The organism is Halocynthiibacter sp. C4, from assembly GCF_028823805.1.
Taxonomy (GTDB): Bacteria; Pseudomonadota; Alphaproteobacteria; order Rhodobacterales; family Rhodobacteraceae; genus Falsihalocynthiibacter; species Falsihalocynthiibacter halioticoli.
Window position 1 is genome coordinate 43318 of sequence record NZ_JAPEIE010000001.1, and the last position, 23775, is coordinate 67092.

At 52.2% G+C, this 23775-nt stretch carries 22 protein-coding genes; 5 read left to right on the forward strand and 17 right to left on the reverse strand.

All coding sequences use genetic code 11. The annotated features are described in order from the left end of the window. Positions 1-3 precede the first annotated feature (3 nt). The gene (locus OU789_RS00195) at positions 4-417 is read right to left on the reverse strand and encodes a VanZ family protein (RefSeq protein ID WP_274652268.1); all 414 of its coding nucleotides are present in this window, start codon (positions 415-417) and stop codon (positions 4-6) included. Between the two features lie 124 nt (positions 418-541). After that, positions 542-2770 carry an NADP-dependent isocitrate dehydrogenase gene (locus OU789_RS00200; RefSeq protein ID WP_274652270.1) on the reverse strand — a complete coding sequence of 743 codons (2229 nt, stop codon included), beginning with the start codon at positions 2768-2770 and terminating at the stop codon, positions 542-544. A gap of 251 nt (positions 2771-3021) precedes the next feature. Here OU789_RS00200 and OU789_RS00205 point away from each other — a divergent pair, with 251 nt between their 5' ends. Beyond that, positions 3022-3708: a fumarylacetoacetate hydrolase family protein gene (locus tag OU789_RS00205; protein ID WP_274654474.1), complete on the forward strand. Its 687-nt coding sequence runs from the start codon at positions 3022-3024 to the stop codon at positions 3706-3708. Positions 3709-3711: 3 nt separating this feature from the next. Here OU789_RS00205 and OU789_RS00210 read toward each other — a convergent pair whose 3' ends face one another. Both OU789_RS00210 and OU789_RS00215 read right to left on the reverse strand, forming a co-directional pair. Next, complete coding sequence (locus tag OU789_RS00210) at positions 3712-4770, reverse strand: ABC transporter ATP-binding protein (protein ID WP_274652272.1); 1059 nt, start codon at positions 4768-4770, stop codon at positions 3712-3714. Beyond that, positions 4764-5807, reverse strand: coding sequence for a substrate-binding domain-containing protein (locus OU789_RS00215; RefSeq protein WP_274652274.1), 1044 nt, complete (start codon positions 5805-5807; stop codon positions 4764-4766). Before OU789_RS00215 ends, OU789_RS00210 begins: the two co-directional genes overlap by 7 nt. Before the next feature lie 168 nt (positions 5808-5975). On the opposite strand from OU789_RS00215, the gene OU789_RS00220 reads away from it, so the two are divergent. From OU789_RS00220 to malG, 4 genes are read left to right on the forward strand one after another with little or no spacing between them, the layout of a single operon-like run. Continuing rightward, positions 5976-7607: an alpha-glucosidase gene (locus OU789_RS00220; protein ID WP_274652275.1), complete on the forward strand. Its 1632-nt coding sequence runs from the start codon at positions 5976-5978 to the stop codon at positions 7605-7607. 36 nt (positions 7608-7643) lie between these two features. After that, a complete protein-coding gene (gene malE, locus OU789_RS00225; protein ID WP_274652278.1) occupies positions 7644-8816 on the forward strand; it encodes a maltose/maltodextrin ABC transporter substrate-binding protein MalE in 1173 nt (390 codons plus the stop codon). 57 nt (positions 8817-8873) lie between these two features. After that, positions 8874-10400, forward strand: a complete 1527-nt coding sequence (gene malF / locus OU789_RS00230; RefSeq protein WP_274652280.1) for a maltose ABC transporter permease MalF — start codon at positions 8874-8876, stop codon at positions 10398-10400. After that, positions 10397-11287 (forward strand): maltose ABC transporter permease MalG, encoded by an 891-nt coding sequence (gene malG, locus OU789_RS00235; protein ID WP_263954785.1) that lies wholly within the window; start codon positions 10397-10399, stop codon positions 11285-11287. Before malF ends, malG begins: the two co-directional genes overlap by 4 nt. On the opposite strand, the gene OU789_RS00240 is transcribed toward malG, so the two are convergent. The 13 genes from OU789_RS00240 to OU789_RS00300 form a co-directional block, all read right to left on the reverse strand. Next, complete coding sequence (locus OU789_RS00240; RefSeq protein WP_274652282.1) at positions 11284-11598, reverse strand: hypothetical protein; 315 nt, start codon at positions 11596-11598, stop codon at positions 11284-11286. The two genes, malG and OU789_RS00240, sit on opposite strands and share 4 nt — an antisense overlap. A gap of 19 nt (positions 11599-11617) precedes the next feature. Then, complete coding sequence (locus OU789_RS00245; protein WP_274652284.1) at positions 11618-12013, reverse strand: lysozyme inhibitor LprI family protein; 396 nt, start codon at positions 12011-12013, stop codon at positions 11618-11620. A 112-nt stretch (positions 12014-12125) separates the two neighbouring features. Further along, positions 12126-13232 carry a flagellar basal body P-ring protein FlgI gene (locus OU789_RS00250; protein WP_274652286.1) on the reverse strand — a complete coding sequence of 369 codons (1107 nt, stop codon included), beginning with the start codon at positions 13230-13232 and terminating at the stop codon, positions 12126-12128. Further along, the gene (locus OU789_RS00255; RefSeq protein WP_274652288.1) at positions 13229-14239 is read right to left on the reverse strand and encodes a flagellin; all 1011 of its coding nucleotides are present in this window, start codon (positions 14237-14239) and stop codon (positions 13229-13231) included. Before OU789_RS00255 ends, OU789_RS00250 begins: the two co-directional genes overlap by 4 nt. Positions 14240-14242: 3 nt before the next feature. Continuing rightward, positions 14243-15691: a flagellar hook-associated protein FlgK gene (gene flgK / locus OU789_RS00260; RefSeq protein ID WP_274652290.1), complete on the reverse strand. Its 1449-nt coding sequence runs from the start codon at positions 15689-15691 to the stop codon at positions 14243-14245. A gap of 26 nt (positions 15692-15717) precedes the next feature. Next, positions 15718-17022, reverse strand: coding sequence for a flagellar hook protein FlgE (locus OU789_RS00265; RefSeq protein ID WP_274652292.1), 1305 nt, complete (start codon positions 17020-17022; stop codon positions 15718-15720). Between the two features lie 90 nt (positions 17023-17112). After that, entirely contained in the window at positions 17113-18003 is an 891-nt protein-coding gene (locus tag OU789_RS00270; protein ID WP_274652294.1) for a flagellar motor protein MotB, read from the reverse strand. Between the two features lie 75 nt (positions 18004-18078). Next, positions 18079-19287: an NAD(P)/FAD-dependent oxidoreductase gene (locus tag OU789_RS00275; RefSeq protein WP_274652296.1), complete on the reverse strand. Its 1209-nt coding sequence runs from the start codon at positions 19285-19287 to the stop codon at positions 18079-18081. 135 nt (positions 19288-19422) lie between these two features. Beyond that, positions 19423-19626, reverse strand: a complete 204-nt coding sequence (locus OU789_RS00280; RefSeq protein ID WP_263954798.1) for a hypothetical protein — start codon at positions 19624-19626, stop codon at positions 19423-19425. Positions 19627-19766: 140 nt separating this feature from the next. After that, the gene (locus OU789_RS00285; protein ID WP_274652299.1) at positions 19767-19973 is read right to left on the reverse strand and encodes a hypothetical protein; all 207 of its coding nucleotides are present in this window, start codon (positions 19971-19973) and stop codon (positions 19767-19769) included. Positions 19974-20053: 80 nt separating this feature from the next. After that, positions 20054-20731: a YjbF family lipoprotein gene (locus OU789_RS00290; protein ID WP_274652301.1), complete on the reverse strand. Its 678-nt coding sequence runs from the start codon at positions 20729-20731 to the stop codon at positions 20054-20056. Further along, positions 20728-22872, reverse strand: a complete 2145-nt coding sequence (locus tag OU789_RS00295; RefSeq protein ID WP_274652303.1) for a YjbH domain-containing protein — start codon at positions 22870-22872, stop codon at positions 20728-20730. Before OU789_RS00295 ends, OU789_RS00290 begins: the two co-directional genes overlap by 4 nt. 137 nt (positions 22873-23009) lie before the next feature. Continuing rightward, a complete protein-coding gene (locus tag OU789_RS00300) occupies positions 23010-23735 on the reverse strand; it encodes a DsbA family protein (RefSeq protein WP_274652305.1) in 726 nt (241 codons plus the stop codon). Positions 23736-23775: the final 40 nt, after the last annotated feature.

Genomic DNA, 23775 nt, shown 5'->3' on the forward strand with positions numbered 1-23775 from the left:
AGGCTACCGTTGGGTATCAGACCTGACGGTGGCCTTCTTTCTAAGATAAGCCATGAAAGCGTGATGAAGCGGCCAGCCAAGCGCGGCGCCGAGAAACACGCCTGTGGTGTCTGCGATGAGATCAGCCATTTCCCGCGAGCGGCCAACAGTGGGTTGGATGAGTTCGATGAGCGCGCCGTAAAGCACTGCCGCCAAAACCACTCGCACAAGCGCGCGCGGGTAAATCACCGCACAGGGTAGTGTCAGTCCGAAAAAGGCAAGCATATGGTATAGCTTGTCGTCGCCGGGGAGCGACTTTGGAACGCTGACAGGCATCAGTGTAAGAAGTGCGATGACACAGCCGAGCACTACAGTTGCCCAAATTACAAATGCGCGACGTTGCTTGCGCGCGGGGCCAGTGTCTTGTTTGAAATACAACGCAGTTCTCCTGTTTGTCTCTTATTGCCTGTGGCGAATGGTTAGACAACGGCTTTCGAAGTCGAGTGAAAACGAAAACGGCGCCCCAACAGAGGGCGCCGTTTGCTGTTTGGTTTAGGATTACCTAGCCGATGATAGCATTCAGTGTTGCGCTCGGGCGCATGACTGCTGCTGTTTTGGCTGGGTCCGTGTGGAAGTATCCACCGAGATCAGCTGGTTTGCCCTGTGTGGATGCAAGCTCCGCGAGGATCGTGTCTTGCTTGTCGGCGAGCTCTTTCGCGATGGGTGCGAAATGCGCGGCCAGTTCGGCATCCTCGGTTTGAGCGGCCAGGGCTTCGGCCCAGTAGAGCGCAAAGAAATAGTGGCTGTCGCGGTTGTCGAGTTGGCCAACTTTACGCTGTGGCGATTTACCAGTGTCGAGGAGTTTCTCGGTTGCGGCGTCAACCGCTTTGCCGAGTACGGCTGCTTTGGCATTGCCTTTGCTATCGGCGAGGAAGTTCAGAGATTCTCCGAGAGCGCAGAATTCGCCGAGCGAGTCCCAGCGCAGGTGTCCTTCGGATACAAGCTGCTGAACGTGCTTTGGCGCAGAGCCGCCAGCACCAGTTTCAAACAAGCCGCCACCGTTCATAAGCTTCACAATCGAGAGCATCTTGGCGGATGTACCAAGCTCAAGGATCGGGAACAGGTCGGTCAGGTAATCGCGCAGAACGTTACCTGTCACCGCGATAGAATCCGCACCAGTGCGGATAGTTTCAAGGGTCTGGCGTGTTGCCGCCCGAGGCGCGAGCGTGACGAATTTGTCGGCTACGCCTTCGCGCTCAAGAATTGCGTCGACATACTTGATTAGCTCGGCATCATGCGCGCGGTTTGCATCGAGCCAGAAGATCGCTTCGGAGCCGGTTGCTTTCTGGCGTGAAATGGCAAGCTGCACCCAATCTTCGATCGGCGCTTTGTTGGCTGACGAGGAGCGCCAGATGTCGCCCTTTTCAACTTTGTGCGAATGAAGAACTTCGCCATTGGCCAGAACATAGCGGATTTCACCGTTGCCGGGCGCTTCGAAGGTTGTTGGGTGTGAGCCGTATTCCTCTGCTTTTTGCGCCATCAAGCCAACATTGGAAACTGTGCCGGATGTTGTTGGGTCCAGCGCGCCGGTTTCTTTGAAATAGTTGATTGTCTCGTCATAAACGGGCGCATAGCAGTTGTCTGGGATCACACATTTTGTGTCTGCGGGCTTGCCATCAGGCCCCCAACCTTTGCCGCCTGCACGGATAACCGCAGGCATCGACGCGTCGATGATGACGTCTGACGGCACGTGAAGGTTCGTAATGCCTTTGTCGGAGTCCACCATATAGAGCGGTGGCTGACCGGCGAGGGCCGCTTCGATATCCGCGAGGATTGCGGCGGACTGATCTGCTGGCAGAGTCTCGACCTTGGCAACAAGATCACCGATGCCACTGTTTGGCGAAACACCGAGGCTCTCGAATGTGTCACCGTGTTTGGCGAATACATCCTCAAGGAACACAGACACAAAGTGACCAAAGATGATCGGATCAGAGACCTTCATCATTGTCGCTTTGAGGTGCACAGAGAAGAGAACACCTTCAGCTTTGGCCTTTTCGATTTCCGAGCGAATGAATGCCTGAAGAGCTGCCGCACTCATGAATGTGGCGTCAACAACTGTACCTTCTGCAAGGTTGATGCCGTCTTTGAGGAGAGTCACATCGCCGTTCTCCGCGACGAACTCGATCTTGGCAGCACCAGCTTGATCGGCGCTGATGGTTGCGGACTGTTCGTTGGAATAGAAATCATTCCCCGGCATGGAAGCCACGTGCGTTTTCGAAGTAGAAACCCAATCGCCCATGGAGTGCGGGTTTTTCATCGCGTAGTTCTTTACCGCGCGTGCGGCGCGACGGTCAGAGTTACCCTCACGCAGAACAGGGTTCACAGCGCTGCCCTTGATCGCATCGTAGCGCGCGCGGATGTCTTTTTCTTCGTCGGTGGTTGGGTTCTCGGGATAATCCGGAACGTTGTAACCTTGGGACTGAAGCTCCGCGATTGCGGCAGTCAGCTGTGGAACAGACGCAGAGATGTTTGGAAGCTTGATGACGTTGGCCTCTGGTGTTTTCACCAGAACACCAAGTTCAGCAAGGTCGTCAGATTGGCGCTGCTCTTCGGTAAGGGCTTCTGGAACCGTCGCGAGAATGCGGCCTGCAAGCGAGATATCCTTAGTGCCAACGCTTACATCAACAACAGATGCAAAGGACTTAATGATCGGTAGAAGCGATGCGCTCGCAAGCTGAGGCGCTTCGTCTACAATTGTATACAATATGTCGGGCTGTTTTTTCTGTGTCATTCTATTTTGGCCTTTCTGCGATGGGCGGGAGCAGCGGCGCGCATGTATCGACGCCGGAAATTTCACTTAAAAGCGCGGCAAAGCTCGTGGCTTTTTGCGCAATGATGGATTGCGTAGCCGTTTAAATGAGGTTGCGGTAAATTTCAATTGCTCAGAGCCAAAAAGGGTTGCGCGAGATGCCGCAGCACGCTTGTTATGTGGCAAATGCACGTAAGGGCTTACGATTGCGTGCTGACCTTGAAGGGGATGAGATGAAGGATTTGGTGATCGCTGCGCCGGAGCAGGTGTTGCTTGATGTTGTTGGTACGCAAGCGAAGTTTCCCGTTCGGCGGGTATATTGCATTGGCCGAAACTATGCGGCTCATGCGGTTGAAATGGGCCATGACCCAAAAGAGCCGCCATTCTTTTTTCAGAAGAACCCTAACAATCTAACGCAGGCGTCGGAATTTCCTTATCCGCCGCATACCAATGATGTGCACCATGAAGCAGAAATCGCCGTTTGCTTGGCTTCCGGCGGGGAGGGAATCCCAGAGGATGATGCTCTAAATCATGTGTTTGGCTATGCTCTTGCGCTCGATATGACACGCCGTGATTTGCAGGGCGCGGCGAAAAAGGCGGGGCGGCCTTGGGAGATTGGCAAAGCATTCGAACATTCCGCGCCAATTGGGCCGTTCCATCCGGTTGCCCAAACGGGCCATATTGCATCTGGGCCGCTCAAGCTCACGGTTAATGGTGCGCTTCGGCAAGAGGGCGACGTGAATCAGATGATCTGGAAGGTTCCGCAGATGATCTCTTATCTGTCGAACTACTTCGCACTATCCGCGGGCGATGTGATCCTAACAGGAACTCCAGAGGGCGTTGGGGCTGTCGTTCCGCAGGATGAGATGTGTATCTCCCATCCTGCGCTGGGCGAACTTAAGGTGACTGTCGTAACCTAAGCGTTACAGCGCCTGACCTGATTGGCGATCAAAATACCGAAGCTGGGCTTTATCGACGCTTAAGCCGACAATACCCGTTTGCGCAAAGCTCCAAGGAAGTCGGGCAGTGAGTTTCGTCTCGGCAATTTCGAACGACAGATACGTGTCTGATCCCGTGTTCTCCGAAGACGAAACCTCAACTTCTATATCCGAGCCAATCGCGAAGTTCTCAGGACGAATGCCAAGCGTGATCTCTCCGGTCGCGGTTTCTGGAATCGTAACGCCAGTTAGTTCCTGACCGTCGCCAAAACGAATGCTGTTTTTGCCTATAACAGTGGCGGGCACGAGGTTCATTGGCGGCGAGCCCATGAAATCGGCCACAAATGTATTGGCTGGGCTGTGATAGATTTCGGCAGGGGTGCCGACTTGTTGTACGAAACCGTCTTTCAGAACAACAATCTTGGTTGCCAGGGTCATCGCTTCGATTTGGTCGTGCGTCACATAAACGATTGAGGCGCCCGTAGTTTCATGGAGCCGCTTGATCTCTGCGCGCATTTCAACACGAAGCTTGGCGTCAAGGTTCGAGAGTGGTTCGTCAAAGAGGAATAGCTCCGGATCGCGCACAAGCGCACGCCCCATGGCAACACGTTGACGTTGTCCGCCAGATAGCTGACCGGGGCGACGATCAAGCAGGCTTTCTATTTGCAAGAGCTTGGCAACTTCATCAACTTTTGCCGCGATGCTCGCTTTGTCTTGCTTCCGAATTTTCATGCCAAAGGCGATGTTCTCGCCCACTGTCATGGTCGGGTAAAGCGCATAAGACTGGAAAACCATCGCAATATCGCGCTCGCGTGGCGGCAGAGCCGTAACTTCGCGACCGCCAATCATGAGGGTTCCTGCGGTTGTTTCCTCAAGTCCTGCGATGCAGTTCAGCAAGGTTGATTTCCCGCATCCAGACGGGCCGACAAGCACAAGAAATTCGTGTGGGTCCATCGTGACGTTGATGTCTTTTAGGACTTCAATCTGCCCGTAGGATTTTTGCAGCGCCTGAATTGAAAGCGCATGTTTGGTGTTTTCTACCATGAGGTTTCTCCTGATGCGGGGGCAGGGCCAGTTGAATCGCGGATGATCAACTCGGCACGCTCAATTGTTTGAAGGTCTTTCGGTTGTGCGCCGTCCAAAAGATCGCAAATTGCCTTGGCAAGCGGCGCGCAAGCATCACGGAAGGGCGCGCGCGTTACGGTTAGGGCGGGGCTGAAGTTTACGGCTCGCATTTGCGGCACGGCATCATCATGCGCGATAACCGATAGTTTGGACGGGATCGGAATATTTAGATCATTTGCCGCGCGATAGACACCCGCCGCGATAAGCGTAGAAGCGCAAATGATTGCCGTGGGTGGCAATCCTTCGTGCCCAGAAAGCAGTGAAAGTGCGGCGGAATACCCGTAATCCTCTGTCAGTACGCCGTGATGCACAGCGAATTCTGGGATAACCAAGCCCTTGTGGCTGGCAGCATCTTTAAAGCCTGCAAGGCGCGAGGCCGAGAAGGTAAAGGAACGCGGGCCATTCAGAAACGCAACGCGTTGATGGCCGAGATTGGCAAGGAGGTTTAGGGCGTCACTTGCAAGATTCCTGTTGTCGATATCGAAATAGGCATAATCCGCGTTCTCTGTCCGGCCGTGAACAACAAAAGGAATGCCCTGTTCTTGCAGGTATGCGATGCGCGGATCGTCTTTTTCCGGCGCGTTCAGGATAAATCCATCAAGCGTATTTTTCTCTACGAGACGTTTGTAAGGCATCAGGATTTCGTCGGCCATCGAGGCATGAAACACCAAATCCATATCTCGGCGGGCGAGCTGATCTGAAAGGCCAAACATGATTTCATAGAACGCAGCATCCGTTGCTTGCGTGCTTTCCGGCTTGAGAATCATTCCCACCATGCCTGAGCGACCAGAGACCAATTTCTTGGCGATTTGGTTCGGGCGGTAGTTCATTTTCTTCGCGGTCTCGGCAACAAGAACACGCGTTTTTTCACTGACTTCTGGGAAGCCATTAAGCGCCCGACTCACCGTTGCAGGTGAGAGGTTGAGGGCGTTGCCGATGTCCTTCAATGTTGCCATTTAAATCTCCTCAAATCGATTTGAAGATATATCATCTATAAAAATAAGGCAAAAACTTTGTACCAGCGGACGCTAAAATAAATTCTTTCAAAACGCTTTGAAAAATTTAAACACGACGCTATGCTTTTTTGAGAATCAGACGAACCAACCAATTTCAGGAGGAGCGGCATGTCGGAATGGTGGCGCGGCGCGACAATCTATCAAATCTATCCGCGGTCGTTTCAGGACAGCACTGGAAACGGTATTGGCGATCTGAATGGGATCACAAAACGGCTTGATCATGTCGCTGCGCTTGGAGTCGAGGCGATCTGGCTTAGCCCGATCTTCATGTCCCCGATGAAAGACATGGGATATGACGTGAGCGATTACACCGATATTGACCCGCTCTTTGGGACGCTTGCGGATTTTGATGCGTTGATTGCGCGAGCTCATGAATTGGGTCTTAAAGTAATTGTGGATCAGGTGCTCTCGCACACATCCGACCAGCACGAATGGTTCAAGGAAAGCCGTACATCCCGCACCAATGACAAAGCCGATTGGTATGTTTGGGCAGAGCCCTCTGCGGATGGTATGCCGCCCAACAACTGGCCCTCTGTTTTTGGTGGTGCCGCGTGGGAATGGGAGCCGCGCCGTCGGCAGTATTACCTTCACAACTTCCTGATTGAGCAGCCAGACCTCAATATGCACAACGCGGATGTGCAGGACGAAATCCTTAAGAGCATGCGCTTTTGGCTTGAGAGTGGCGTAGACGGGTTCCGGCTTGATACGGTGAACTACTATTTCCATGATACCGAGCTTCGCAACAACCCGCCTGCACCTCAGCATATCATCGACGAACAGGTCGATACCTACGGGATGCAGAACCACATCTATTCCAAGAACCGCCCCGAAAACATCGCGTTCCTAAAACGGATGCGTGCGCTGACGGATGAGTTTGATGCACGGATGATGGTTGGCGAAGTAGGCGATGGCGGCCAGACCGCGATTGATATCATGGGCGAGTACACGCGTGGCGATGACCGTTTGCACATGTGCTATAGCTTCGAGATGCTCGGCCCGAAATTCACTGCCGCGCATTTCCGCAATACGATTGAAGGCTTTCAAAAGGGCGCGCCCGATGGATGGCCGTCATGGAGTTTCTCAAACCATGATGTGCAGCGCCACGTAACCCGTTGGTCGGAGTTTTCGGAAAATCCGGATGACCTCGCCAAACAGGCCGCGGCGATGCTCATGAGCTTTGAAGGCACTATCGGTATTTATCAGGGTGAGGAGCTTGGCCTTGCTGAAACTGAACTGGAATACAGCGAGCTAACCGACCCTCCTGGCCTGCGATTCTGGCCAGAGAACAAAGGCCGTGATGGATGCCGCACGCCGATGGTTTGGGATGCGAGCGAGGACGGAGCAGGCTTCTCTGCGGCCAAGCCTTGGTTGCCGGTAAAAGAGCCGCAAAAGCTGCGCTCTGTGAACACGCAAACACAAGCGAACGACAGCGTTTTGCACGCGTATCGCGAGACAATTGCGTTTAGGAAGATGAGCGATGCATTGGTCAAAGGATCGACTGAATTCATCGATCTTCCGGAGCCGCTCTTGGCGTTCCATCGTGTAGCGGAAGGTCAAACGCTTACCTGTGTGTTTAACCTTTCAAAGTCGTCACAAACAGTTTCACTCGGCAGTGAAGCAAAAATTTCCGGGCCGCATAACGCCTCGATTTCCGATGGCAACCTGATCCTTGGGCCAAACGGTTTCGCCTATTTGGAGTCCGGCGAAACCGCGGGCGTTACACTCAAAAAGACTGCTTAATCGGCTTTCTTAAAGCCAATCTAAAGGGAGAGAGATATGAAAAACCTCATGAAAACACTAGGCGTAACTGCCGCTCTTATGTGTTCTGCTTCTGGCACATTTGCGTTGGAAGAAGGCAAGATCACCATCTGGATGGGTGCGGGCAAGGGCAACGAAAACCTTCAAGCCGTTGCCGATAAATTCACCGAAGAGCTCGGCATCGAAGTATCGGTCGAAGTCGTTGACCCTGGCCTTACCGACAAATTCCAGCAAGCAGCCTCAACTGGCGACGGCCCCGATATCGTTCTTTGGGCGCATGACCGCTTTGGCGAATGGGCAAAAGGTGGCTTGATCACGCCCGTTACACCAAGTGCGGATTTCAAATCCGGTGTCCTAGACACGGCATGGGATGCGGTTTCTTTTGACGGCAATATCTGGGGCTACCCCGTTTCGGTTGAAGCAATCGGCCTGATCTACAACACAGACTTGATCCCAACACCGCCAGCAAGCTTCGAAGAACTCAAAGACATCGAGCTCCCAGAGGGTGTGAACACAATTCTTTGGGATTACAACAACACCTACTTTACCTTCCCGATGCTCATGGCAAACGGCGGATTTGCGTTCAAGAAAGTTGACGGCTCGTTCGACGGTTCCACAACTGGTGTTAACACCGATGGCGCGATTATGGGTGGCGATGTGCTGCGCTCGCTTTTTGATGACGGCGTCCTGCCGGAAGGCGTTGACTATGGTGTAATGGACGGTGCGATGGCCCGCGGTGAAACCGCAATGGTCATCAACGGCCCATGGTCTTGGAATGGATACACTGACGCTGGCATCAACATTGCTGTTGCTCCAATTCCAACAGTGAACGGCCAAGTATCGCCTCCGTTCCTTGGGGTTTACTCCGCTGCGATCAACGCCGCTTCGCCGAATGCAGATCTCGCGATTGAACTGGTCGAGAACTACATGCTCACTGACGAAGGTCTTGCCGAATGGAACGCGCAAAGCGCGCTGGGTGCTTTGGCAGACATTTCCGCTGGTCAAGCACAGTCTGATCCAAAGGTCGGGGCAACGCTGGCGAATGCAGCTAACGGTGTTCCTATGCCATCTAACCCAGAGATGGGAGCATTCTGGTCTTCGATGGAGCCTGCTCTTGGCAACATCACAACCGGCGCCCAAGCACCGGCAGATGCGTTGAATGATGCGGCCAAGCGTATCCTCGGCGAATAAAAAAACCAGCGTCAGGAGCAATCCTGGCGCGTCTATCTTTCGGGGAGGCGGAGGATCATGGAAGCAAGCAGAAGCCAAAACGGCCATAACCCACTGCAAATCGCGGTCGTTGCGGCGCTGTCTCTGATCCTCCTCTATGGTGTATTTGCGCTTTACCTCGCCGGACAGGCCGTAATCGCGGTTATCGTTCTTGCGATCACAATCGGCTTCGCAATCATTTTCGGCAGCAACCGTTTTTATGCCCAGAGATTTATCTTCCCTGGGATTGCTGCGATTATTTTGTTCATAGCATTCCCCGTCGCCTACACCGTTTACATCGGGTTCACGAACTACAGCAGCTTCAATTTGCTGAGTTTCGAGAGGGTGACTGAAGTTCATCTTTCTAAGAAAGTGATCGACGAGGAGTCGCAACGGCCTTTCAGCCTTGTTCAGGACGGCGACTCTTATCAGATCTTCATCAAAGAAGGCGAAGGCGGCTACCTAAGCGAGCCAACCGATTTTAACGCGCCCGCCAAACTGTCAGCTGCCACTGTTTCCGAAGCACCAGAGAACCCGCTGAAAATGGGCGAGGTCGTCAAATTGCGTGGCGGATTGGGGCAGGTCGAAGTTGTGTTGCCGGATGAAACCGCACTGCGGAATTCCGGCCTTAGAAGCTTCGCAAGTGTTCAGCAGGAATACACGCAAACAGAGGACGGAACGCTTGTTTCGAATTTGGATGGTTCGACCCTCACGCCCGATCAATCACAAGGTTTCTATGTAACGGAAACAGGAGAAGCCGTCGCGCCAGGTTGGCGCGTGAATATCGGGCTTGATAACTTCCGCCGCATCGCAAATTCCAAAGGTATCCGTGCGCCTATGGTTTCGATCTTTGTGTGGACCGTTGTTTTCGCGACCCTATCCGTTGGCCTTACATTCGCAGTTGGTTTGGCTCTGGCAATGGTCCTTCAGTGGCCACATCTTCGCGGGAAAACCGCATATCGAATTTTGCTTATTCTACCGTATGCGGTGCCGGCGTTTATTTCGATCCTCGTATTTCGCGGGTTGTTCAACCAGAATTTCGGCGAAATCAACATGATCCTAGAGGGGCTTTTCGGCATAAGGCCAAATTGGTTTACCGATGGCGGACTCGCACGCTTGATGCTTGTGATCGTAAATACATGGCTCGGGTATCCCTATATGATGTTGCTAGCGATGGGGTTCCTGCAATCTGTGCCCGCTGACCACCACAAAGCTGCCGCCCTTGAAGGCGCTCCGGCGTGGACGGTCTTTCGCAAGATCACTTTGCCACAGATCATTCCGCCATTCTTGCCGCTTTTGATCGCAAGCTTTGCCTTTAATTTTAACAATATCGTGCTTGTCTTGCTGCTGACGCGCGGTTTGCCCGACATTCCAGGCACGATCATTCCGGCCGGAGAAACAGATATTCTCGGAAGCTTCACGTTCCGTATGGCCTTTATGGATAGCGGTCAGCAGTTCGGCCTTGCGGGTGCGATCACGTTCTTGATCTTCTTGGTCGTTGCCGCATTGGCCTATGCGAATTTCGTTGCGATGCGTCGCCAGGCAAGCAAGAGGGCAGCACAATGATTGTTGAACATAAATCGACCTTGCGCAGGCAGAAGTTCATCGCGCACGCCTTTCTTTGGGTCTTCATCGCGTTAGTTATGTTTCCGTTCCTGATGGTCGTTTCGATTTCATTTCGGGAGGGTAACTTCACAACGGGCGAGATTTTTCCGCAGAATCCAACGCTAGAGCATTGGTATCTTGCTTTTGGTCTCGATTACACGCGCGCGGATGGAACGGTTGTCACGCCGCCCTATCCGGTTCTGCTTTGGATGTGGAATTCCGTGAAAATCGGCCTGATCGCTTCGGTTGGAATTGTGAGCCTATCAACGATTTCGGCCTATGCCTTTAGCCGCATTAAGTTCCGCGGACGCTTTGCGCTGCTTGATAGCTTGTTCATTATTCAAATGTTTCCGACAACTCTGGCTCTAGTTGCGTTGTTCGCGATTTTTGATGGTCTCGGCGAAGTTTCTCCCGCCCTCGGGATCGATAGCCATTGGACGCTGATATTGACCTATATGTCTGGGATCACGCTCCATGTCTGGACAATCAAGGGCTATTTCGACAACCTCGATCCAGCGATGGATAAGGCGGCACAAGTTGATGGTGCCAGCCCGTGGCAAACGTTCCGGTATATTTTCCTTCCGCTTGCCGTGCCGATTATCGCAGTGGTTTTCGTTCTTTCATTTATTGGCGTGGTTAACGACTACCCGATCGCATCTGTGCTCCTGCGAAGCGAAGACAACATGACGCTCGCGGTTGGATCACGCCTATATTTGAACGAGTTCAAGTACCTTTGGGGTGACTTTGCCGCCGCCGCCATTCTTTCGGGCCTGCCGATCACTGTCGTGTTTCTGATTGCTCAAAAATACTTGGTTTCCGGCTTAAGCGACGGCGCTGTCAAAGGCTAACGCCGCGCGACGGAATAGAGCGTATAGCTATTCGTCTGGGTCACGACGCGGGCACCTTCGGAGGCAGCAAGGCTGGCGGAATCATCCGTGCCGGTTGAACAGGCAACAAGGTCGGCGGCATCGTCAAGGAAATCGACAGTGAATGCGTTTTCTCCAACCAACTGACAGGTGTCTCCGGCGCCACGATATGGTCTTACAAAGTTAAGTTCTGGATCGGGCTCTGAAATTTGAGGCTGATCCATTGAGGATGGTGTGCACGCCATTAGCGAAGATGCGATGACCATCAAAGCAGTTAATCTTAGAGGTTTCATCAATCTGTTTTCCTATCTGTCAGTTTGAATTGCGAAGCAGGGCTTTGACGCGATCGCGCCCGAGTTCGATTTGACAGGACGCAATAGCAATTCCTGCCCCTGAACCGCCACCAAACGTTGACCCCACGAAATCACAATGCGCTTTGCGGTGCGCCTCCCAAGCGTCTTGGCTCTTCGTAAGCGCGGGGTAAGCGATCTCTCGTCCCGTCACTTCATCGAGCTCTTTTGCGGAACCACTGGCAATATCCAGTGCGATTGCCAGAGCTTTATTTACTTGCTCAAGTTGTCGCGAAACGCAGTTGCCAATCTCAACTTGGCTTGACGCAGAAGCGCTGCATTCCAAGCTCGGATCGGCCCACGAAGGGGCTGTAACCGAGATTAGAGTTCCCAAAAAACAATAACGAAATGCGATCATATTCCAGCCCTTTCGGTTTCGGAATGCTAATCCTCTTATCGTTTTCTAAAATCTACTCTTACGCAAGGGGTAAGAAAAAACTGCTAATCTGCGAAAAACGCGCAAACCAGCTCTAGTTTACGACAAACTCTGCGTGCAATGCACCAGCAGCTTTGATGGTTTTGAGGATATCGATCAAGTCGCGCGGGGCAACGCCAAGTGCATTTAAACCTGCAACAACTTCTGACAACGAAGCGCCACTTGGCACCTCGGCAAGTTTGATCCCTGTGTCTTCGTTCAAACTTGCCTGTGTGTTTGCTACGACAATTGTGTCGCCATCGCTAAAGGGATTTGGCTGCACAACGCGCGGAGTCTCTTCGATACGAATGGTTAAGTTCCCCTGAGAAACCGCAACACGACTTATCCTGACATCTTCCCCCATCACTATCGTGCCCGATCTTTGATCTACAACAACTCGCGCTTTGCGCTGCGGTTCAACAAGTATGTTCTCGATCTTGCCAAGCGCGTGCGCCGCAGAAGGCTCGCGTGTGGCTCGGATGCTGAGTTGTACGGTTCCGGCGTCTAGCATCTGCGCAACGCGTCGTCCGTAGGCCGCATTGATTGCCGATTCAACTCGGCCAGCGGTTGTGAAGTCGGGGCTACGCAGCGCGAGTCTCATTTGATCCAGACCTGCAAAATTAAACTCCACTTCACGCTCAACGCGTGCGCCTGCAGGGATAGTACCAGAAGTCGGCACGCCTTTGACCACACTTGCCCCGTCGCCATCAGCGGACGCACCGCCCGCGATGATTGCACCTTGGCTCACGGCGTATATTTGCCCGTCGGCCGCATTTAGCGGCGTCATGATTAAGGTGCCGCCAAGGAGACTCTTGGCATCACCAATTGCAGAAACCGTGACATCGATCTTGCTGCCGGCGCGCGCGAACGGGGGTAGGGTGGCGGTTACCAAAACAGCGGCAACATTCTTGGGCCGAAGCTGCTCTCCCGTTATGTTTACACCCAGTCGTTCAAGGATGTTTGACATAATTTCTTCGGTAAACGGGGCGTTTCGCAAGCCATCTCCTGTACCGTTCAAACCCACAACTAGGCCGTAGCCGACGAGGTCATTTCCACGCACACCGTCAAATTCAACCAAATCTTTGATCCGCACCGGTGCCGCAAACGACGGCGATGAAAAGCTCAGTAGGAACAAAGCTAAGGTAAGCAAAAAATGTTTCATCGTAAAAAATCCATCAAGCTAAGTTGCGATATCCGTGCTGTCATTGTGTAGAGCGCTTCTAGTTGGACTTGTGTGGCTTGAAGCTCGGCAGCGGTTTCGTAAGGGTCTTTTCCGAGAAGTTCAGATTTTGCTATTTTTAGAATGTCTCGCTCCTTGTCGTTATGTTGTGCCACATGATCGACCGTATTCTGGGCATGGCCGATTTCGGCACGAACGGCTGCGATTCCGGTTTCTCCGGCTAGCAGCAATTCGCCAGCAGTTTTCAGCAGGTTGCTGCGCTCGCTTTGTTGGCTTGCGAATGCACCATCAGACACTAGCGCCGCGACGGTTAACCCTTTTAGCGTTGTTCGAATATCTGGATTGAGTGCAGTGATTCCGTAATCAACCGTTCGCTCCGAACCGATAGGAATAGAACTGCGTGATTGTGTGGAGCCGGTGTATGCATTGGTTTCAAATCCGCCTCCGGGGGTGTCGAACCAATTATCTATTACCGTCATGAAATCGGCTTCTGTTGTGGCCCCAGCAATCAGTGGATTTAGCTCTGCGATGATTGCATCTGCATTTACGACGGCGCTTTGGTTCGTGGCTTGCCCAGCAAATATCGATTGGCCAGCCGCGCGCGTGTTTAAAGCAGCAAGTGCAGCATCCAAATTCCCTTTTGCACCACTAATCGCAGTGTCGACCAGCTGTGCATTTCCAGCGTTTGAGGCCATCAAAAGCGAAGGCGCATACTCGGATGATACAACTTGAATTGAGCCAAGTGCGGATTGAGCGCTATCGAGGAAGAATGCTGCTTCAGCGTTGGTTGTCTTGTAAGCTTCAAGTGCTGCGGCGGCTTCTTCGAAACTCGCAAGACTTGCAAAGTTGCCTTTGAGTGCCTTTGAAGTGTCGGCGACCTGGCCGCTTGCCAGTTCTAGCGATAGCTTGTGTAGGTCTGCTTTTAGATCAGAGTTTTGTAGCTTTAGCTGATAGGCGTGAGCGCGGTCTCCAAAAGATACTGGCATCATAATCTAAATCCCCAACAGAAGATCAAACAACTCATCAATTGATTGGATGATTTTTGCGTTAGCAGCATAGCTTCGCTCCACAAGCAGGAGTTTCTGCATTTCCTGGTCAGTGTCGACGCCACCTGAAAGCTCTTGTGTTCTCAGTGTTTCTGTTTTGGTGATGGCGTAGGTTAAGTCAGTTTCGGAGGCGTGTTTGGCGCTGCCGATTTGCGATACGAAGTTCGTCGCGAGGTTTGCGAAGCTGGTCGAGCCGCTGCTCATACTACCGGAAGCGATAAGCGTAGAATTTCGAAGAGCGCCAAGCATGCGATTGATGGTATCGGCGTTCCCCACGTCACCTTGAGAAACTGCGCCGATGCCGTCGCGAATCCTCCAAATTGCCCCTCCGGCCTCTGGGATTACTGCGGAGGAAACTGAAATGCGTTGAGAGATTGCGATTTCGTTCAAAGGATCGAAGCTGGCGCCGCCGTCGGTGAATAGACCGCCAGTTGAAGTAGGGTCTAATGCGGGGTCCGAAAATCGCTCGATAATATTACGGGCAATGGAGTCAATTTCGGATTGTGCACTAACGAGCGTGTTGTCTCGAGCCTGAAACAGAGCAGAAAGAGAACCACCCTTGATGGCATTACGTTCCGCGTTTGTATTGATCGGCGTTCCGTTGAGGCTTAGCCCTGAAAGCGCGCCTGAACTGATGGTCATCTCGGGAACAATGGTCGGGGTTGAAGAGAATTCGAATGTTCCGGCTCTGCCATCAACGAGGATCGCGCCCATCTCCGTGAACAAAGCGACTGTCCCGTTGTCTCGTTCAGCAAGCTTTAAGGGGACAATGCTTGAAATCGCGTCAATCGCAACTTGTCGTTGATCAACGAGAGCATTGACGTCTCTATTCGTATTTGAGTGATTTTGAATTTGTTGGTTCAGATATTCGATGTGCTTAAGGCTCTTATTAAGGAAGGAGACTTGTTCGAAAATCTGATTGTCAGCTTGGACACGGAGGTTTTGGATATCGTCTGATATCGCGTTGAACTTACCGGCCAAGTCTTGCGATGCAGTGAGGACATTTTGAAGGCGGACTGTGGAATCCGGCCTGCTGCTGGCTTCAATCAGCGCGTTTTCAAATTGACTGATTGTCGCGCTGAGCGAACCTGCGTCGCCTGGGATTCCGATTGCGCTCTCAAGTTGGCCAAGAAAACCGCTCATTGTTGACGCGCTTCCCTGTTCGGATTGAGCAGAGCGGCGGTCAGCAATGAGGACGGGATCCGCGTGTCTCGTTGTGCCAACGACCGTAACGCCCGCTCCGTTTCTGCCAAGAGTTTGGGAGGAGAGTTCCAGTTCGCGACGGCCATAGCCTTCGGTCATCGCATTTGCGATGTTAGAAGACACGACCTGCGCTGATCGGGCTGAAGCGTTCAACCCGGTCATTGCATTTGCGAGGCTAGATGAAAGGCTCATGGTAAATGCCTAGGCGCTAGCTGGATTTATCGTTTGATGTTGGTTGTTTCTTGCAACATCTCATCGACTGTTTGGATAACCTTGGCATTGGAAGAATAGGCGCGTTGCGTTTGAATTAGGTTGGTCAGTTCGCCAGCGACATCGGTCGTTGACCCCTCACGCGCAAAACCAGAGACCTCGCCCGTTGGACCGTCGCCCGCATCCCAGAGAAAGAAGGATCCGGAGTTTGGAGAGACCTGAAATGCCTGATTGTTGAGTGAAACGAGTGCATTCGGGTTGGCAACATCAACCAGCGGAACTTGATAAATCGTGCGCGTGAAGCCTGTGTCATACGTGGCGTTGATATAGCCGTTCGGATCAATTTCCACTGACGTGAGATTTCCAACAGGTGATCCGTCTTTCGTAATCGATGTTGGCGCGAAGTTATCAGACAGTTGGGTAAGACCATTTGGATCGCCCAATGCACCGATCGCCATTTCTAGAGGGCCGCCGGCAACCGTAAGAGAGAGATTGCCTGTTGCGGGATCGTATGCGCCGCCGCTGACTACAGCTACGGATTGGAGTGTGCCGCCATTTGCGCGACTGTCGTCGAAAGTTAGAGTGTATTCGCCAATCGTTGCGCCACCTAAGGCTGAGTCTGTGATCCTCATTGTCCATTCGTTGGACGAGCCAGAAGCGGGAACGGTTGGAGAGAACGTAATGCCAAGTGTTTCCGAGGTCCCGAGGTTTCCGAAATATTCAACGGAAAGAGGCAGCGTATCGCCCGAAGCACCAACCTCTGTTTCTGTGGCAGGAAGATTGACACCAAGGTTAAGGGCTGTGGTTGGATCACCGGCGGTTTGGTTTACGTTGATGACAACGGGTTCCAAACCTCCTGGAGTGTCGCGAGCGAAGGTTGGAATTGCGCCGTCTGCGTCAGCAGGCCAGCCAAGTAGCACAAGACCGGACTCCGTTTTGAGAACACCGTTTGCATCGGTGCGGAAAGAACCTGTTGTCGTCATCATCATCGGTTCTTCACCAGTGGAGGACAGCGACACTTCGGTCGTTACTGGAAGCATACCGCGCCCTGAAACTGCGATGTCTAGCGGATGGCTCGTTGCCACAAGGGGGCCACGCTCGTCGATCAGACGATTGGTCGTGGCGCGTACGCCGCCGGCGGAATAGGAACCAGAGCCCGCGATACCGTTGATTACGAATGATTGGAAATCGGCCGTCGCGCGTTTGTACCCAAAGGTACCGGAGTTAGCGATGTTATCGGAAATAGTAGCCAGCCGAGTCGCGTTGGCGCTAAGGCCAGCGACTCCTGCGCTGAGTGAGGAAGAAATAGTCATTGTACTGCGCCTTTCTGCTGCATCGACTAGGTGTCAAATGCGATCATTACCGGCGCGGGTTTAACATGCCCCTAACACATAAAATTCGAACTACTTTAGCAGTTTTTCCGAGCGAAGAAGAATAACTTCCACCCGATTATTCCTTATATCCAACGGGTTAACTGTTGTTGGCTTCTGCGATCCAAATCCTGTTATACGTTGAATTCGTTCTTGCGAAGTTCCGAATTTTTCAAGCATTCGACGGGTCCGCATTGATCGGTCGGCCGAGATGTCCCAAGTTTGTTTTTCGCGCGCGACGATTGGCGGTGTCCGCAAATGTCCGTTTATTGCGATCTGGTTGGTCGTCAGGGAAAAGACGCGCGAGATACTGTTTACTAGCTCCTGCATTACCTCTGTGGGGGTGTCAGTTCCGTATTCGAAGAGGGGCGCTCCTCGAATATCGAACAGCTCGACAATTAAGCCTTCGTCGGAAATTTTTGAGACTATGTGGCGCTTGGTGTGATCAGACAATAGGCTTTCGCCTCCGGACCCAAGCAGTGTTTTCTGCACTTCTTGGAGTTTCTTATCTTCGGTCGCTTTTGCGCCACTTGCTTCGGTTTTGTCCGGCCCAGGCTTCGAGACTTCTCCCTGATCGACGCCATTGTTTCCGAGCGAGGGCTTAAGTTCCTCGGGTAACGGGTTGCTGGCGCCAACCCCGTTGTGGGGTAAGGTTTCCTCTGGAAAAGGGCTGTCGCCGCCAAAGAAACTGCCGCCACCACCGGAATTTCGGTTGATCGTGATCGTTGGGTTGAAATAATCCGCAATCGCTTTGCGTTGCTTTTCAGTAGTGGCGCCAAGGAGCCACATAAGAAGGAAGAAGGCCATCATGGCGGTTACGAAATCCGCGTAGGCAACTTTCCACGCGCCTCCGTGATGGCCCGCGGCGATTACTTTCTTTCGCTTTATTATGATCGGTCTTTTGTTGTCTCCAACATCAGCCATTGCATCACCCGTTTGTTCACCCAAGCCCGTTTTAGCGGGTGAAGGTGAAGGCGTGCTTAATCTTTCAAATTCAAGCTATTTTGCTTCGTGTTTCGAAGAGATAGCAGTGCCTGCGGCCCATCCAGATGACCAAGCCCATTGGAAATTAAATCCGCCAAGCCAGCCAGTCACATCAACAACTTCACCGATGAAATAAAGGCCCGGTTGCGTCTTACATTCGAGTGATTGGGAGTTGAGGTCAGCGGTGCTGACTCCTCCGAGCGTGACCTCTGCGGTTCTGTATCCTTCGGTTCCTGTAGGGAAAAGCTGCCATGCTGTCAGGGTGTCGACAATTTCTCGTAGCGTCTTGTCACTTTGGTCCGCAAGGTTTCCATGCAGTTTGAGTTTGTCAGAGAAGTAGGCGGCAAGTTTCGCAGGCAAAAGCATTGCCAAGCCGTTGGCCATTGATTTGCGCCCATGCTCCCCACGCAAGTCTCTTAGGCGGGCAAACAAATCTTCTTCAGGTAACAACTGTACTTCGATTGGATCTGTTTCGCGCCAGTAGCTGCTGGCTTGCAAAATCGATGGGCCCGAGAGCCCTCGGTGTGTAAATAGAAGTCCCTCACTAAAGCCGGTTTTATTCGCAGTTACGCGCGCAGGGACAGAGACCCCCGGGAGATCGGAAAGCTCTTTCTTTACGTCATCGCCGAATGTAAGCGGTACGAGGGCGGGGCGTGTTTCAACGAGCGATAAGCCGAATTGAGACGCTACTGAATAGCCAAATCCAGTGGCTCCCATTTTCGGAATAGATTTCCCGCCAGTTGCAACCACGAGGTTTCTAGCCGCCAATTCCCGGCCATCTACGTTCACTTGGAACAAGCCATTGCTGTGGCTAACCGATGCGACTTTTGCGTTGAGCTGAAGCTCAGCGCCTGTCGCTTTCATCTCCGCAAGCAATAGTGCGATAATTTCCTTGGCGCTGTTGTCGCAGAAAAGTTGTCCGAGCGTTTTCTCATGCCAAGCAATGTTGTGTCGGTTCACAAGGTCGATGAAATCCCATTGGCTATAGCGGCTTAATGCGGATTTAACGAAATGTGGGTTCTCGGAAATGAAGTTTTCCGGACTACAATAGAGGTTGGTGAAGTTACAACGCCCCCCTCCGGAAATACGAATTTTCTCGCCGGGCGATTTGGCATGATCCAGCAGCAAGACCTTTCCGCCGGATTTCGCGGCTTCTGCGGCACACATCATTCCGGCAGCACCGGCTCCAATAATGATTGCATGGTAAGGGTGTTGTTTGTTCATACCTTGCTGAACCATAGTCGTAATGAATGTGCAAGCTTCGGGGCGTTTTGCTTGAGTGCAGTAGTGGAAAAGTAAAAAGCGGACCAAATTGGCCCGCTTTTGCTTTGCAATCGACTAAATTGTCGAAAGAAAAGATTAATCGTCGTCGTCGTTTGCCGCTGCGATAGCAAGAACAGCAAGAATACCGAGGCCGATCAGAACGCCCTGACCGGAAAGGCTGCTGCTGTTTTCTTCAACAACAACTGGCATCGGCTCTTCTTCAACAACAACTGGTGTACCAGCAAATGCGGAAGTTGCGGAAAGTGCGAGAACCGCAGTAAGTGTAGCAAATTTTTTCATCGTAAACTCCTAGTTTGGATTTAAACTGATGTGAATCCTATTTCGTAGAAAGCATCAGGTAAATGAAAAACGGGCCAGAAAAGGCCCGTTTAACTTGATAGTCGGTGACTCTCGGTCACACATTGGTTGCCCAATGTGGATTAATCGTCGTCGCTGTCAGAAGCTGCTGCGATAGCAAGAACAGCGAGGATGCCGAGACCGATCAGAACGCCCTGACCGGAGAGGCTGCTGCTTTTTTCTTCAACAACAACTGGCATTGGCTCTTCTTCAACAACAACTGGTGTACCAGCGAAAGCGGAAGTTGCAGTGAGAGCAACAACAGATGCGAGAGTAGCAAATTTTTTCATTTTTTAGCTCCATTAATGTGCACGTACGCGAATTTTCGTTTAGCCATTATAAAAGGGACCGTAAAGAAATTAAAAAAAAATTATTCGATTATCCGTTGTAGTGACACGTAACCAACAGTTTTAGAGACAAACTGGCGCGATTGGCGCACGATTCCGCGTGAATCTACCCAATAATCGTTGCTGAACTTTGATTCGGAGTTCGAACATTTTTCCCGAAAGTGCTCTGTTTTATAGGATTTTCCGAATACGGGCGTGTCCTCGCTACCTAGTGAACTCCAAGTGCAACTAAACTCTGAGCCAACAATATTTTCATCATCAACAAGATAGTAGTTAATCCGCTGTTTGGTTCCTGTGTTGCGAACAGTAGATGGAACTTTGGCTGCAACCAGATCGTCACCAAATGAAAATGTAGCGGTTATAAAACCATTCTTCTGTACAATCACTGAGTCTATGCTGGACCGCCAAGTTTCATATGGCGCGTTAACTTCTTCGATACCAAGAAAACCGTTGCCCTTGGTGTTTTCGATAAGAGCGAAACTGAGCGGTTTGTCGTAGTTCTCTAGCCATTTCTGAGCAGCAGCGAGGTCAGCTTGAGCTTGCTGCCCTGCTTCTGTGCCGTCACTAGGGTTGATTTTTTCGACATAGGATTTGCCGAGTTCAAACAAAGTCGAGGATATGGTGACTTCGTCCTTGGCAGAGCCGCAGCTTACGAGCGTGGCGAGGCCGAGAATACCGACAAAATATGATTTCGAATTCATCGCCAGAACCTTCCCCAAGTTTCTTCGAGGTTTTCGGCGTGGTTGTCACGCACCTTGTCGTAAAGCCGCTGATCGACACGCAGGCGCGCGGCGCTGTTGCGCGAAGTTGATTGAAGCGCGACAGTTTGTGTGCTTCGTGTAGGCTTGCCGGTGATCCAGTGATACGGCACCTCAAGAACAATACCTTTATTATAGGTACCGTCGCCAGTCGGGTCGTTCTCGCTTTCATTTGTGCGCGAGATAAAGGCCCCGATGCGCCAGCCGGATGCAAACTCGCGGTTGATCGCAAATGTTGCACCATAATCGCCGGCAAGGTAACGCCCAGCGTCAACTCTGAAGTCGAACCCGTTACTTGCTTGATAGTAAGCAGAGACATGTCCGGTGAATGTTTCGTAGTCTTGGAAGCCGAGATAGGAGTCGTAATCACGCTGCTTGACGTAGTTCAGTTCAGCGCCGAACGCATAAGGTGTATCAACCGGTTTCCAAAGAAGCTCGGATGCAATGCCGCCAAACATAGGCTCGAGATATCCAACAGAGATCCGACCGTAGACGTCATTCTGTGGCTCGAAGTAATAGTCCATCGTTAGGTTAGTAAGCGAAACGGGGCTAAAGGCGTCATAGAGTTTCGCGTTGCTCCGTACTGGCGGCAGGTCGGTTGCTACCGGCTGAGGGTCGCCGTCGCCGATCGATCCCACGACCTGAGCATTGATGCCGCCAGAAACTTCCCAACCTCTTGAAATTTCATACTTTGACGTCAAACGCCCACCAATCCCCCACTCCACAGGTTCGTTTGGTTGGAAAATGTCAAAGCGAACGTAAGGCGCGAGGCCCCAAGTGAATTTCGGATAGGTGCCTTCAAAGTAAATAATGTCATCGGAAGGCGGGCCGGCTTCTTCAAATGCAACGGACTGAAGCATTTGATCTTGGCCAGGTGGCCGCGAGACAAAGTTCTCAAGGTCACTTCGGTCAATTACAACGGCAGTGGGGGCAAGCCCGTTGGCTACTGGAATAATGCGGAATGTTTTAACCGACGGCGGCATTGTTTGAGACAATGCCCGTGCGGACCGACCAACTGCTTGCGCGCTCGACATAAAGCTGCGGTTGCGAATGCGCGCTTCTACAACCGTTCCGTCAATATCGAGCCCTTCAAGAACAATGCGATCTGCTTCCATGAACTTCGCTGTGTTCTCGACCAAAAGCTCTTTCACGCCGGCTTGTTCAAGCCAAACCGTTGAATATTGCTCTGGATCAGCAGCGTAAGGAGGACGGGGCTTAACAGCACGCGGCGCGCTTCCAAGTCCAGTGGAGATGATCGGTTTCTTTGGATTAAACCGGAATGTAAGCTGCGCGGCCAACTCCGAGCCATAAAGCGAATAGGCACCAAGTGTGACATACTCATTAAAGGCGTATTCAGCGCCGAAGTTGAACGGGGATTTATGCTCGAATGCGTCTAAACTTTCTGTTTCCAGAATGTGCGCATCAGAGGAATATTCCGCCTTAAGCGTAAGCTTATCGATAGGGCGCCATTCGATACCCGCAAAGCCGGCCATTGAACCACGGAAAAGATCGCGCTCGTCAACTCCGTTCGAAGATCGGCTGTCAAATCCATCGCTAAAGGAGTTGTACGATCCAAGTCGTCCCCACCCGATACCGGCGGTCGCGCGGAACTCTGGCGTGAAGTTTTTGGTCGCGGCGATGAACTCGCTGGAATAATATCCGGTTCCGGAAATATCAGTGAGGCCGATTGTAACCGCAGGAACGAACTGGCTTTCCTTCAGCACATTGAAGCGCAAATCAAAGCTACGATCAAAATAGTCGGTGCCGTCAAGCCAATGATTGTAGCGGGAATAGCGTAGCGTAGCCGACACGCGATCATGAAGCTGGAAGGTTTGGTTGAAGCGCGAAATCCCTGCAAAATAGGACGCGGTTACAGCAAGCTCCGCATCTTCCATTGCTTCACCAGACGGCATGTGGATCATGCCCGCCATACCATCGAGATTGTAAGACGGATCTGCCAATGCGGTTGTTGTGGTCAGGGCTGCGATGGCAACGCCAACGAATGCGCCCGCACTCACGGGGCGTTTAATACATGGGATCGAAATGCGATCCACGCATGCGGAAACTTTGTACTGTCTGCTCACGAAGTCCTACCATCGGCCGTTTTCTTACATAGAACACGCAGGATTCCGCCTCGCAAGTTTGAATTAAACGCGCGCCAAAAGATGCATGAAACCGTTCTTTTTCGGCCACGTTTGCGAAAGACGGAATTTAGGCGGTATCAGCTTTGGTCGCGTGCAGCTTCGACCATATCGATGAGTGTAGGGAGTTGGACCATACCAGGGACAAGTTCGTCACCGATCACAAACGAAGGTGTGCCGCTAAATCCGAGCGACTGCGCCAAGCGATGAGATGTTGCGATGTGTTCGTCAATCTCGGGGGCTTCCATATCGGTGCGCAGCTGATCAACGTCCAAACCTGCGGATTTGGCGATCTTGAAAACGGATTTCTCGTCAAGGCGGCCCTTGGCTGTCATCAGAGCGGTATGGAATTCTTCGTATTTTCCTTGAACGCGCGACGCAAGTGCCGCCCGCGAGGCAACCACAGACCCTTCGCCCAAAATCGGCCATTCGCGATAAACAATGCGAACGTTGGAGTCTTCTTCGATCAAGGCAGTGACCTCTTCGCCAGCGCGTTTGCAATAGGGGCAATTGTAATCAAAGAACTCGATTACGGTTACATCACCGTCCGGATTGCCGAGTACGGGCGCGTTCGGGTCTGTTTCAAGCAGGACGCGCTGTTGGCTCAGGATATCCTTAGCCTGTTCGGCTTGCGCGGCTTCTTCTCGTTCCTGAAGGATTGCCACAGCTTCCATGACGATCTCTGGATTGGACCGGATCGTTTCCAGAACCAACTCTCGCAATTCTTCTTCACTCCACTCTGCTTGCGCAGGTACGGCGGCCGCAGAAAGGGCCAGAACTAGGGCGGCAAAGGAGTGGCGAAGCATGTTGAGATCCTATGAGAAGCGCAGTTGCTCCCCGTTAAAG

Coding starts and splice junctions, on each gene's coding strand:
- OU789_RS00200 (WP_274652270.1), bottom strand. CDS start 2,770: ATGACACAGAAAAAACAGCCCGACATATTGTATACAATTGTAGACGAA.
- OU789_RS00205 (WP_274654474.1), top strand. CDS start 3,022: ATGAAGGATTTGGTGATCGCTGCGCCGGAGCAGGTGTTGCTTGATGTT.
- OU789_RS00210 (WP_274652272.1), bottom strand. CDS start 4,770: ATGGTAGAAAACACCAAACATGCGCTTTCAATTCAGGCGCTGCAAAAA.
- OU789_RS00215 (WP_274652274.1), bottom strand. CDS start 5,807: ATGGCAACATTGAAGGACATCGGCAACGCCCTCAACCTCTCACCTGCA.
- OU789_RS00220 (WP_274652275.1), top strand. CDS start 5,976: ATGTCGGAATGGTGGCGCGGCGCGACAATCTATCAAATCTATCCGCGG.
- malE (WP_274652278.1), top strand. CDS start 7,644: ATGAAAAACCTCATGAAAACACTAGGCGTAACTGCCGCTCTTATGTGT.
- malF (WP_274652280.1), top strand. CDS start 8,874: ATGGAAGCAAGCAGAAGCCAAAACGGCCATAACCCACTGCAAATCGCG.
- malG (WP_263954785.1), top strand. CDS start 10,397: ATGATTGTTGAACATAAATCGACCTTGCGCAGGCAGAAGTTCATCGCG.
- OU789_RS00240 (WP_274652282.1), bottom strand. CDS start 11,598: ATGAAACCTCTAAGATTAACTGCTTTGATGGTCATCGCATCTTCGCTA.
- OU789_RS00245 (WP_274652284.1), bottom strand. CDS start 12,013: ATGATCGCATTTCGTTATTGTTTTTTGGGAACTCTAATCTCGGTTACA.
- OU789_RS00250 (WP_274652286.1), bottom strand. CDS start 13,232: ATGAAACATTTTTTGCTTACCTTAGCTTTGTTCCTACTGAGCTTTTCA.
- OU789_RS00255 (WP_274652288.1), bottom strand. CDS start 14,239: ATGATGCCAGTATCTTTTGGAGACCGCGCTCACGCCTATCAGCTAAAG.
- flgK (WP_274652290.1), bottom strand. CDS start 15,691: ATGAGCCTTTCATCTAGCCTCGCAAATGCAATGACCGGGTTGAACGCT.
- OU789_RS00265 (WP_274652292.1), bottom strand. CDS start 17,022: ATGACTATTTCTTCCTCACTCAGCGCAGGAGTCGCTGGCCTTAGCGCC.
- OU789_RS00270 (WP_274652294.1), bottom strand. CDS start 18,003: ATGGCTGATGTTGGAGACAACAAAAGACCGATCATAATAAAGCGAAAG.
- OU789_RS00275 (WP_274652296.1), bottom strand. CDS start 19,287: ATGAACAAACAACACCCTTACCATGCAATCATTATTGGAGCCGGTGCT.
- OU789_RS00280 (WP_263954798.1), bottom strand. CDS start 19,626: ATGAAAAAATTTGCTACACTTACTGCGGTTCTCGCACTTTCCGCAACT.
- OU789_RS00285 (WP_274652299.1), bottom strand. CDS start 19,973: ATGAAAAAATTTGCTACTCTCGCATCTGTTGTTGCTCTCACTGCAACT.
- OU789_RS00290 (WP_274652301.1), bottom strand. CDS start 20,731: ATGAATTCGAAATCATATTTTGTCGGTATTCTCGGCCTCGCCACGCTC.
- OU789_RS00300 (WP_274652305.1), bottom strand. CDS start 23,735: ATGCTTCGCCACTCCTTTGCCGCCCTAGTTCTGGCCCTTTCTGCGGCC.